The 11,286-nt window shown below is 63.0% G+C and carries 9 protein-coding genes, 1 tRNA gene and 1 pseudogene; 4 read left to right on the forward strand and 7 right to left on the reverse strand.

Annotated elements, in window-relative coordinates; translation table 11 throughout:
• Window positions 1-207 precede the first annotated feature (207 nt).
• The 3 genes from COGEMETH_RS15950 to COGEMETH_RS15960 are packed head-to-tail and all read right to left on the reverse strand — an operon-like array spanning window position 208 to window position 5,071.
• Window positions 208-3,420 carry a helicase HerA domain-containing protein gene (locus COGEMETH_RS15950; protein ID WP_238183589.1) on the reverse strand — a complete coding sequence of 1,071 codons (3,213 nt, stop codon included), beginning with the start codon at window positions 3,418-3,420 and terminating at the stop codon, window positions 208-210.
• Complete coding sequence (locus tag COGEMETH_RS15955) at window positions 3,417-4,100, reverse strand: hypothetical protein (protein ID WP_238183590.1); 684 nt, start codon at window positions 4,098-4,100, stop codon at window positions 3,417-3,419. The genes COGEMETH_RS15950 and COGEMETH_RS15955 overlap by 4 nt, the downstream gene beginning before the upstream one ends.
• A complete protein-coding gene (locus tag COGEMETH_RS15960; protein WP_238183591.1) occupies window positions 4,097-5,071 on the reverse strand; it encodes an endonuclease domain-containing protein in 975 nt (324 codons plus the stop codon). Before COGEMETH_RS15960 ends, COGEMETH_RS15955 begins: the two co-directional genes overlap by 4 nt.
• Window positions 5,072-5,508: 437 nt before the next feature.
• Here COGEMETH_RS15960 and COGEMETH_RS15965 point away from each other — a divergent pair.
• Window positions 5,509-5,585: transfer RNA gene (locus COGEMETH_RS15965), tRNA-Arg, on the forward strand.
• A 553-nt stretch (window positions 5,586-6,138) separates the two neighbouring features.
• On the opposite strand, the pseudogene COGEMETH_RS25840 reads toward COGEMETH_RS15965, so the two are convergent.
• From COGEMETH_RS25840 to COGEMETH_RS15985, 4 genes and pseudogenes are all read right to left on the reverse strand, one after another.
• Window positions 6,139-7,146 (reverse strand): annotated as a pseudogene (locus COGEMETH_RS25840) (recombinase family protein); the annotation flags it as partial.
• A 36-nt stretch (window positions 7,147-7,182) separates the two neighbouring features.
• Window positions 7,183-7,467, reverse strand: coding sequence for a hypothetical protein (locus COGEMETH_RS15975; RefSeq protein WP_238183593.1), 285 nt, complete (start codon window positions 7,465-7,467; stop codon window positions 7,183-7,185).
• 178 nt (window positions 7,468-7,645) lie between these two features.
• Window positions 7,646-7,936: a type II toxin-antitoxin system RelE/ParE family toxin gene (locus tag COGEMETH_RS15980; protein WP_238183594.1), complete on the reverse strand. Its 291-nt coding sequence runs from the start codon at window positions 7,934-7,936 to the stop codon at window positions 7,646-7,648.
• A gap of 2 nt (window positions 7,937-7,938) precedes the next feature.
• Window positions 7,939-8,178, reverse strand: a complete 240-nt coding sequence (locus COGEMETH_RS15985; RefSeq protein WP_238183595.1) for a type II toxin-antitoxin system ParD family antitoxin — start codon at window positions 8,176-8,178, stop codon at window positions 7,939-7,941.
• 1,546 nt (window positions 8,179-9,724) lie between these two features.
• Here COGEMETH_RS15985 and COGEMETH_RS15990 point away from each other — a divergent pair.
• Genes COGEMETH_RS15990 through COGEMETH_RS16000 form a run of 3 tightly spaced genes read left to right on the forward strand, consistent with a single transcriptional unit; the run spans window position 9,725 to window position 11,273 of the window.
• A complete protein-coding gene (locus COGEMETH_RS15990) occupies window positions 9,725-10,099 on the forward strand; it encodes a toxin-antitoxin system TumE family protein (protein WP_238183596.1) in 375 nt (124 codons plus the stop codon).
• Window positions 10,051-10,428 (forward strand): HVO_A0114 family putative DNA-binding protein, encoded by a 378-nt coding sequence (locus tag COGEMETH_RS15995; protein WP_238183597.1) that lies wholly within the window; start codon window positions 10,051-10,053, stop codon window positions 10,426-10,428. The genes COGEMETH_RS15990 and COGEMETH_RS15995 overlap by 49 nt, the downstream gene beginning before the upstream one ends.
• A 38-nt stretch (window positions 10,429-10,466) precedes the next feature.
• The gene (locus COGEMETH_RS16000; RefSeq protein ID WP_238183598.1) at window positions 10,467-11,273 is read left to right on the forward strand and encodes a hypothetical protein; all 807 of its coding nucleotides are present in this window, start codon (window positions 10,467-10,469) and stop codon (window positions 11,271-11,273) included.
• The last annotated feature ends 13 nt before the right edge of the window (window positions 11,274-11,286 follow it).

Genomic DNA, 11,286 nt, shown 5'->3' on the forward strand with positions numbered 1-11,286 from the left:
GACCAGATCGGTCCGATCGGCGCCGACATCGACATAATCGACGACGAATCCAGCGGGTACGAGGCTCGACGATCGGAAGCGAGGGCGCATGCTGCGGCTCCATCGTGGATGTCCACATCCTCAACGCCGCCGGCATCAGCAAGAGTGAGTCAGAGCCAAAGTTCGACGCCGATCCAGGGTCAATGTTCAACGCTGTTTGACAACCAGTCAATGGTCGCGTGGCATGGATTTTCGTGCTTGTCGCACAACCTCCTCCGGGGTTGGTGGGTTGGCCGGGTGGTAGGTGAGGCAGATCGGCGTGCGCAGTTTGGCCGGACGGCCTGAGCCCTCGGTGGCGAAATAGAACTCGCCGGCGCCCAGCTTGCCGATATCCGCGGCGGTGCCGCCGCTGGCGGCGATGATCTCCTGAGCGGCGGCGATGGTCGCGGGGGCGCTCTGCCGCCCGAAGAACTGTGTCGTGCAGTTCGAGACGACCTGATTGTGGATGCCCCGCGGCACCTGCGTCGCGACGATCATCCCGAGCCCGTATTTGCGGCCCTGCGCCACGAGCTTGATGCCGCTTCCGAGGCTCGGCGATGCCTTCTGGGCGGGAAGAAAGGTCTGGGCCTCGTCGACAACGTAGAGCATGCCGTGCGGCGACGGGTTCTTCTTGATCCAGCCGAACAGCGTCATCTGGAGGCGGTTCACGAAATCCTCGCGGGCTGCCTCCGAGGCGAGCCCCGACAGGTTGATGACGGAGATGCGGGTGCGTGCGGGATCGGAGCCGTAGAACAGGTGGTGCGGATCGAGGACCGTGCCTTCGACCTTAAGGAGCGGATTCGTCGCCACCGCCGCGTGAAGTTGGTCGGCCATGCCGGCCCCGAGCTTGGCGGCATTGCCGATCTGGCTGATGCCGTCGGGCAGATCGGCGAGTAGGGCCGTGAAGTCGGCCAGCTTGCCGCCGCCCCGATTGGCGAAGTGTTGCAGCGCGCCGGCGAGCACGCCGCGCAGAAGGTTCGTCTTGGCGCCGGCGAGGGGTCCGAGGGTCTCGGCCGCCATTTCAATGGCTTGCTGGCGCTCGTCGCGGTCCCCGCTCAGCTCAGTGAAGTCGGGCAGGACGGAAAGGAACAGCGGGTTGCCGGCATGCACGCCCGGCGTCCACACCGCGACCTCGACACGCTTTGCGTAGAGAGCCGCCTTGCGGTCATCCTCCGCGGTGAAGGCTTTCGGCCGGTCGGGCCATAAGTCGCCAAGCCGCGAGAGGTCGTTGTTGGGATCAATCACGATCGCCGGAACGCCTGCCAGGGCGGCTTCTTCGACGAGGCGGCGCAGGAGCACGGTCTTGCCGGAGCCCGAACCGGCGATGATCGCGGTGTGACGGGGCAGCAAGCGCAGCGGCAGGGTGACGGCAGGCGCGTCCGGCGTGAGGCGATGACCGACCGGGATTGCGGCCGCAACTGCCTCTGGCGACGGCGCATCGGGGGCCGGCCGCTCGCTCTGGCCCGCGCCGTCTGGGCCGCTTCTACCTGCGGCCATCGACCTAAGCTCCCGTGCGGCGTCCGCCCGATCCGGTGCTCCCTCGTTGCGCTGGTCTGCCGACGCAGGGGCGTGCACGCGCCCAGCCGTCTCACGGGAAGCCTCGTTGGTCACGACGTGAGCGAGGCCCGCGGCCTGGAAGAAACCGGTGTTCACGACCGGCTGCTGGGCACGCAGCCAACGCTCGAACCGGTCGGACGCGCCTTCGGCCTGAGCCCGCGCATGTAGGTCGCGCAAGGCGACGAAAATCCGCAAGTCCGCATCGGACGGATCAATCAACACCCCACCGGCAGCTGTGAACGCGTCGACGAGTTGCCGGGTCTTCGTGCCGCCCGGCATCGGCCCGCGCCGGACCAGCAGTAACCCTCGGTCTGGAATGCGCGCCGAGATGCCGGAGGCCGTGAGAGCCGCGCGCAGCCGTGCCTGGAACGCGATGGCGTTCTGATGCTGGAGGGCACGGTAGCAGACGTGCCGCTCACGGTCGTTCTCGTCACGATGGATGAAGATCAGCCGGCCGTGGAGGGGAGGAATCTTCTGGTCGGGCTCACCCTTGCTCGCCACTTCGAGGGCGTCGTCCGGATCGTCTTCCAGGGCGTAGAGGTCAAACGCGTCGCGCAGCAACTGGCCGAGCCAAATGTCCTCGTCGCTGCGGATCTGCGTGATGTCGGCATCGCGGCAGGCGGCGTCGAGGTCGAACTCGGAGGGGGGAGGCTCGCTCAACGATGGAACGGCGACTCGGATCAGCGTGTCGCAGACCGTGATCGCATCTGCCGCGAGACATTGTCGGCGGAAGGCATCGCAGCGCATCAGCAGCGTGCGCGGCATCATGCCCGCCGCCGCGGCCTCCGCGATGACCCGCTCATTGAATGGCCAGAGCTCGGTAGGAGGCTCGAAGCCGGCCTCCGCATAGGCTGGCCTCAGACGGTCTGCCACAAGCGCGGCGGCTGCCGCCTTGTCGTTCATGCCGACGAGACCCGTCGGTTCCGCGAAGCGCTCCAGCATCGGTGTCAGGCCGCGTGTGCAGAGACGCTCCCAGGACTCTTCGAGGCAGGTTACCACCGTCATGCTGCGGTCGCAGATGATGTTGACCTCGAGGAGGCCGGCGGCCAGCACCTCGGCGAGGCCCGCCTCTGCATCGAGCCCGTCCTTTGCCGCGAGCCGGCTGCTCTCGATGAGCCCGTCGATCTGATCGATCGCGATAAGCGTCGGTCCGCTGAGCGCCATGATCCAGCACATGCCGCGCACGAGTTCGACGGGTGCCGGCGGGGGCGTCTTGAAGCCGGCGGCTGCGCGCTCGGTAGGGTCGGCGTCGTAGCCCTGCAGCCAAGCGTGGGCGAGCCCGACCACCTCGAAATCCTGGGAGCGCAGGAGACAAAGGGCGCGGAAGACATCGAGGTGCTTGAGCGCGCGGCTCGCATCGACGCTCATCAGCGCCTTGACCAGGACGTCGACGATCCGCCGTGCATCCATGTTCGGCGTGTTGAAAGCGGCCTCGACCTGCGCCTCGACATTGAAACGGCGAGCCACGCCCGCAAGCACGGCATCCGATTGCCGACGACCGTCCGGCATCGATTGCAACAAGGCGGTGACGAAGCTCAGCGCAGCGCTCCGCCAGAAATCCGTCAGGCCGAGGACGTCGAGGGGGACGAACCAGCCACCCGTTCGCCAGGCCTCGCGCCGCAGCTGTCCGACCAGATGGGTCTTGCCGACACCGGACTGGCCAACGAGCACGCGACCCATCGCGCGGTCGGCCGGCGCACGGGCCTTGCGGTGGAGGTCCGCGACCATGTTCGGGACGAGCCGTTCGTTGGGGCCGCCGGTCGGCGGCGTATCAATCCAGATGCTGTCGAGGGTGCGCACCCAATCGAAATCGACCCGGCGCAGGGCGTCGAGGGCATCCGTCATGATTGGATCCGGAGGATGTGGAAGGGTTCGCCGGCCGGGCTGAACGCCGCCGCGCGCTCGGCAGCAGTCAGGGATTTCGGATCGCTGAACTGGCTCAGGCGCGCCGTCGGGTCCCCCCTTAGGATCGCCGCGAGTCCTGCATCGACGGTTGCGCGATCGAGGTCACACAAATGGTCGCGCAAGGCGCTGAGGCGCACGGCCTTGGCCTTCTCTCCGCCCGTCAGGGCGAGGTAGGCGGTCTCGATCCGGGCCCGAAGCTGTATTGGCGTCAGCTTTTTCAATTCCCTGTCCGATCCCTTGGACGCGGCCCGGCGTGCGGGTGGCCGCGGCTGCGGCACCGTTGGTGCCGGCTCTTCGGGGACGCTGCCGACGACGTCGGCAAGCCTCCGGCCCGTCGCGGCGAGATCGGCTTGCACCCGTTCCAGCCAGTCCTGCAGCACGCGGAAGCTCGGCGGCAGAGGCTCGCGCATATGGCCGCCGGCCCAGTCCCAGCCCTTGTCCGTCACGCTGAGCCGCAGCGAGCGGCCCTGTTTCACCGCCTCGATGTAGCGGCCCGCGATCAGCGCTTCCCGGTCCGCCTTGTCGATGCGCGGCACGAGCGCGCTCTGAAGGGCGCTGCCGTGCCGGCCAAGAAGGCACCAGAGGATCAGGGCTTGTTTTGGTGTCAGCGTCCCGCTCATGGCTCACCCTCAGTCGTGCCGCGCCGCAGTCGAACGACAGTGCGAATCTTCTCGATCGCCAGAGGCAGGTCGGCCGCGACCTGATCGTTGGTCAAGCGCAGCACGACGTAGCCCGCCGTCAGCAACTCGTAATCGCGGTGTCGGTCATTGCCGAACTTCGGTTCGGCTCTGTGCTCGGGCCCGTCGAGTTCCACGACGATGCGGTGTGCAGAGCAGAGCAGATCGACTCGTGCCGTCCCGCCCCAGGCGCCGACAAGCACCGGTGCGTTGCAGACGAACAGATCTTTGAGCTCAACGTCCCGAGCCAGCGACTCCGCAACCTGCTGCTCGATGACGCTCGCATGGTGCGCTCCAGCCGGTGCGATGAACCTCTTGGCCACCGCCCGGTCGGTGCGCGCGAACACGCGGGCACCGTAAAGGACACGGTCGTAGGGCGCCGTCTCCGGAGGCTTGGCGGCGAGCGCCGCCACGACGGCGACCCCGTGCCGCCCGCACCATTCCAATGCGTCGATCACAGGGCGCGCATGCGCCGCCGAGACAGGGTCGACCTCCCAGACCAGCACGACACGGGCTTGATCGAGCACATCGAGAAGCCGGCAGAGTTCGCGTTCCTGTCCGAGGCGCCGGAAGCGAGGCGGCAGACCACGCTCGGCCCGCCTGGATGCCGCCTTGAGCCACGGGTCGGCGACGACCGGGTCGGTCGGCTTACCGAGACCGTGCCAGCGCGGCCAGCGGTCGAGTGCCAGTTCGGCGAGGTCGTCGAGGAGCCGGTCGACAACAGCCGTAGCCGTAGGCTCATTGTCGCCGGTCACCAGCAGCACGCTGCGATCGCGGTCGAAATCCTCGGAGACGATCGCGCCGATGCCCTCCCGACCGATGCCCAGGACGACCAGACGCTCGCCACGAGCCAGACCGGCGACCTTCCGGGCAAGATCGCTCCCCGTGATTTGCGGTCTCGTTTCGGCAACCATGTGGGAGGGCGGTCGCAAAATGGGATCGTGTCGCCAGCTTGGGCGCGGACGCCTGTGCACCGCGCACATTCCATTCGCGCCTATTCAGCACAGCTCGCGCAACCATGCTACGGGGCTTTAACCCTCAAGTTGCCGCACCCTGGACGAGGCACACAGCCGGCCATTGCAGGCATCCAGCGCGCTCAGGTTCTACCGAGGGCTTCATCGGCGGCGGAGGGGCGCAAATACGTCCGCATACCGTCCGCACTCAAGGCACAATGCCGGCGCATCCGCGGCCCTTCCGTCGCCTCGGCGCAACCCGACACGATTCGAACGTGTGAGCTTTGCCGGCGGAGGGCCGCGCCCTCGTCCGTTCGAGCCTCAAGCGATCGCCCAGGATCTTGCCACGCCGACCGTTGCACGGAGGACCGCCTTGGGTTACTCAACGGGCACGGTCAGCACCCGTAGCTCAGCTGGATAGAGCGTTGCCCTCCGAAGGCAAAGGTCACACGTTCGAATCGTGTCGGGTGCGCCATCTCTTTTTCACCGGACGAAAAACCCGCTAACACCTTGAACGGCAAAGACAGATTTGCCGTTCTAAAGCCTTCACCGCGCTTGTAGCGCAGGCGGTCGGCAAACGTGAGTTTCAGGACCGCTTGCCGAGCCTCTGTATGACCGGAAGCCCATATTTTCCAGGGGCTTGCGAGGAAATCGAGCGCCGTTCTAAGTCGCTGCTCGAAGGTCCCCTGCGGAAGGGCCGCCGAGGCCATCTTCTCGGCGATCAGCAGCTTCTCGGTCTCACACTTCTCGACCTTGGCTTCGAGCGCCCGCACAACCGACGGCACGCTGGTCGCGACGATCCGCTCGACCGTGTCGTCGATTTTCCTCTCGACGCGGGCTAGTTCATCCTTGAGCGCTTTAACGCGCCCGACTCTGTTCGCGGCACGCCGCGCCCACAGCTCCCTGAACATCGCCGTCGCCAGCGCAAACACGCGCGGGTCCGGCTCGACCGCTTGTAGGAGCGTCTGGAATTCGCCCTCGATCACGTCGCGGCGGATCGACTTGCCGTAAGACGCACAGGCGCGGCGGTGGCAGAGATAGTAGGGATGGCGTGCGTGCGTGCCCTTCGACCAGCAGGCGGTCAGGGGCTCTCCACAATCGTCGCACATCACGTGGCCGCGCAGCACGAAGTCCTCGCTGAGGTTTTTCCGGGACGGCATCCTGACAACGCCGTTGAGGCGGTCTTGGATGCATTGGAACGTCGCGACGCTGATAAGCGGCTCGTGATGCCCTTTGCGGAAGGGAATGCCCCAGCTTTCGGAGCCGACGAGCCCTGCGTAAATCGGATTGCGGAGCATGTCGCTGGCGCGCTGGTGAGGCACCTTGCCCAGACGACTCTTCGGGAAGAGGGGATGCGCTTCGAGAAAGCGATGCATGTCGGCGGCGTTGCCGAACTGGCCGGAGGCAAAACCTTCGAGAGCCTCAATGACGACCGAGGCGACCGGCTCGGCCCGCATCAGCAGCTTGCCGCTGTGACCCTGCACCTTCGCATATCGATATCCCGCACTGGCTGCGAAGACGGCGTAGCCATTCTCAAGCCTCGCCCTCATGCGGACGTTTGTCTGCTCCATGTTGTGCTTGCGCTGATAGTCGGAGACAGCGACGCTCATGTTCTCGACGAGGTGCGAGGTCGAGTCGTTGCCGTAAATCATGGTCGGAGATTCGAGGATGCCGCCCATGTCGTCGATCATGCGCCTCAGATCGCCGTAGAGGTACATGTCCCGGCTAAAGCGATTGATGTGATCGAACACCACTCTGTAACGTTTGGTCCGATCGCGTCTCATCACTTCGAGCAGCGCGTCGAGGCCGGGACGACGCTCAGCGCTCCCCGTCAGATCGTCGGTAAAAGTCCCACAAACTTCGTAGCCCCGGCTCGCCGCGTGGTTGAGACAGACCGTAAGCTGCGAGTTCAAACCATCGCCCGCGATTACCTGCTTTTTCGACGAGACGCGCCCGTAGATGAGGGCAAGGTTCGTCTCTTGTAGCGCCTGTTTTACCTGCGGTTTGATAGGCTTTCTTGGTGCTCTCGCTGGCATGATTCCTCCTTGTCTGCGTTCTCCTGTGGCTTGGGATTAGTCTACCGAATCTGATTCGTGACCGGACTGCTCAATGAGTCCCAGAACAATTTGCCCACAACTATCGACGGGCAAGTTCATATCGACGAACATCCGCATCATCGACCAAACGATATTGAGCAGATCGTCTTTTTGATCTTCATTAATGTCGATACCGTCGAGGTAGGAGCGGTAAATGCCTCGGTCGAAGTCGGCCATCGACGAATTTGGCGCGGTATCGGACGCAGACTTCCGATCAGCTTCGTCGTTTTCTAAAAGGTGGTCGTGGTCGATGTTGATCATGGCCCGCCTCCTTTCTTTTCGTCTTGGCTGGCAAGACGAATATATAGCTCTTTGGCACGATTAACAAGAATTAATTCCTATTATCGAGCTTGATTGAGCTTGCATCGCGTCTGCGGCGAAGTTTAGGCAGCCGACCAATTTTTGCCATTTTTATAGAAATCGCAGGGCCGTTTCCCGCTTAAAGGTGCCGCTGCACATCCATCCGCTGATGGAGCACGCGGACAATCACGATGCCCCGGTCGGCGTCACGCCGATAAAAAATGACATGCGACCCCGCAGGCAGCTTCATATAGCCGTCGCGAATGTCATCGGCTTTACGCCCAGGCAGCGAGCCGTCCGCAAGGTCGGCAAAGGCTTTGGCGATCAGCCGGACATAGCGGTCCGCCTGATCCTCGTCCCAACGATCGGCAGTGTAATCCCAGATGGAGTCGAGGTCGGCGCGTGCCTTTGGGGAAAGCGTGTAGCCCACCCTTATCGCGACCCACGCTTCGAGCGCAGGAACGCTTCGGGATCGAAGGGCGCAGGAGCGCCGCTTTCCTCACCCTCGATCAAGGCCGAGCGCAGGGCTTCGAGCTTGGTTTCATGCTCTTCGAGGAGACGCAGCCCGGCCCGGACAACGTCGCTGGCATTGCCGTAGCGGCCGCCGCCGACCTGTTTGTCGATGAATTCCGCGAAATGATCGCCGAGCGATACCGATGTGTTTCGAGCCATGAGCCATTCTCCTCACATCCAGAATATACCAATCTTTGGTATTTTTCAACGGAAAGCGTGGCCGTAGCGTTCGCTGTCACGTTTCCCTGGACGCGCAGGTCCGGCCCGCTCGGTACCGCACGAGCCGGTCATCCGCCCATGCCACCGAGCGGACCAGACCCGCCCGTCCTCCTCAACAGGCGGGTCCTCGCCATGCTCGCCTTCCGATGTCAGGCTGCGCGTGGCTCCGGTCCCGGCTTCGCCGCTGTTGAGGAGGCCGACCGTGTCCGGTGAGAGGTTGCCATAGGTAAGATGGGGCCACCTTGGTCAGGCCGCGCCGACCGAACCATCGAGGGGTAAAATTGGCATGTTGCAGCCTTGTCGAACGGAAGCGGAGCCGTATGAGATTGAACCCGAGATGACGGGAAGCGGATAGGCCGAACAGGCGGTAAGGGCAGTGCCAATAGGATGAGGTAGGGCGGCATAGAGGTCGGCAAGTTGATGCAGCGGCAGGCAAGGTGAGAGACATGGAAGACAGTGAGGCGGAAATATCGAAGAGTGCAAGATGTGCGGTGTAATACACCGCAATCTTGGCAAGGGGGCCGCTGCGCGCCCCCGTTGCATCCCCCACGCGGTGGCGCTCCCTCGGCATTGAGCCTCATCGCACCACAGAAACGTCCGCCGTTTCATCCGTTCAGGAGGAGGCGTGCCTGCCCCTCCCGAAACCCACCCGGGCCAAGCGCTTCGCCGCTGGACCACGACCAAGAGGAGACTTCGCTCTCCCCTGGACCCCATCGACCAAAGGCGTTTGCCGCCCTTGGAGCCCTCCACCAGTCTCATCGCACCTGGACGCAACCAAGGGCCTTCGAGCCCCTAGACCCTGATCCGCCGGAAGGCCGACCCTCACGCCGGATCGGATGCGCGTCCTAAACGGTATGGCCCAGCGGTCCGCATTCACCCGGACCGTGAAGGCGGTACGGGCCGCCCCCACGATGCCGCCCTCGCGGGCGGTTCCCCTTCGGCTTGCCGCCTCTCGGTCCTTAGGACCAGCGACAAGCCTGCGGGCATCGCGGGGCCCTTGCGATCCTTGACGGCGTTCCGGTGCTGTCGCGCTCCGCCGCTCCAAGGCCGCTGGCTTTGCGCCACCGGCCTTTACGCTGAGGATCGCGCACCTCCACGCCGTCAACCGCCATCCGCACCACTCCGGGCAAATGCTGCCTTACTATGAAGCTTTCGGGGAGGCGCACTAAGCGCCTGAAGTATCAGCGATTGGGAGCCTCTAAATATGAGGTTTTCGGGGAGCGAAAATCCTGCAAGGCGCGCGGCGTAAATTATTTCAAAGAAATCCGCCGACCGGCAACCGTATTCTGACGGACCGTCTTTCGGCCCTAAGGCGCGCGGGCCTACGGAAGGGCTCGCGTCGAGACCGGGTCAGACCACTGGACTGCCTTATATTATCTACCATATCATGTAAGGATATGATAGCAACGATGACAGCTAGATACACACGCTCGCCTTTCTGCTGGATTTCGACGGGCGGGTGCACTGGTACGGGCAGGGCTACTTCGTGAAGTTCGCGATCAAGCGGATCGAACCGACGAAGGAGCGGCCTCACGGGCTGCGCTACTCGTTCACGCTGCATGCCCCGGAGGGCGAGCGGCTGATGGGCTTAGACAATGCCCATACCGTTGCGCTGGCAAGCCAGTATGCAAAGCGCCAGGTGGAAGCGGACCACTGGCACCGCGACGAAACCGATCGAGGTCGGCCTTATGCGATTACGGATGCGGCGACCCTGATCGGTGACTTCTTCGGGGAGGTCGAACGGATTTTGACAGAGCGCGGCGTCCCGCTCGACGCCGTGAGGGAAGGAACCATTGAGGAAAGGACAAAGCCATGGCCGAGCACCGGATTGTCAGCCATAGCAAGCTGCGCGACGAGATGACGACCATTGCCAGAGGCCAGCAGGCCGCGCCGCCGAACGCCGGGGGGCAGAGCTTCGAGTCCGTCGAAGCGCTGATGCGCCTTCTGACGCCGGACAACCGGCGGCTGCTCGCCATGATCCGCGACCGCAAGCCTCAATCCATCGCCGATCTGGCGGAATGGTCGGGCAGGGCTGCACCCAACGTGACGCGCACCCTGGCGAAACTTGAAGCGGTCGGTTTCATCCGCATGGAAGAAAACCAGCGGCGCAAAGTGCCGACGGCCGTCGTTCACAAGTTGACCATGAAGATAGACACGTTCTCCCAGAATGACCGGCTAAAGATCGCTTGATCTATTCGGAAACGATAGAGCAACGGCAGTGATTTATCATGCTTCAAATTGTCCAAGGATTTTATTTCCGTCCAGTCAGTCTTACAAGTAAAGTACACAGATCAATTTTTTATACTAATTTGCTCTCAATGGATGAGCGGCCGTTGGAATTCGTATTTGGCCGGCTACTTCCTTCAAGAAATTTCCACGGCCTTCGCACGTTGACCATCGAAGCCAATGAACAGCTTGAAGCGGAAGATTTAAACGGTCAGCGTGAGATGCTGGCAGCAACGAGCGGGGACCAATTACTCGACGAAATCGCAGCAGTCATCGCATTTTGCACCAACGCAACCTGTGTCAGAGACTACGACATGGCGCGGCGATTGATCTCGCTCGAGAACAGCAGCGAAACAAGACATCGCGGGCCTGCTAGCCTATTACGACAGACCTTCGATGCTGACGTAATTCTCAGTGATGAAAGCGCGCGAGACGTTGATCAGTTTATTCGAACTCTAGTTAAACTTCGACGAAAGAGCTATGAAGCTGCTCTACGTGCAATCCGTCAGATTGTTGCGGCCACGCTTCTAGTCAGCGAAGACGCTGCGCTTGCCTACACGTTGATGGTCGCGGCACTTGAATCATTAGGACAAACAACAAACCCGAACACCGCCACGTGGCACGAATATGACGCAGTAAAGCGTAAGAGAATTGACGACGCGACCGAAAGCTTGGATGCGGAATCGCGCGAAGGAATACGCAATGCTGTATTAGCGAATGAGCATCTGGGATTGCAGCGGCGCTTTGTTGCTTTTGTATTGGAGCATATTGAGCCGTATTATTATCGCTCCGAGGCAGTAGCGGCGTAATTACCCAGGCCCT

This window comes from Methylobacterium trifolii (genome assembly GCF_022179685.1).
Classification (GTDB): domain Bacteria; phylum Pseudomonadota; class Alphaproteobacteria; order Rhizobiales; family Beijerinckiaceae; genus Methylobacterium; species Methylobacterium trifolii.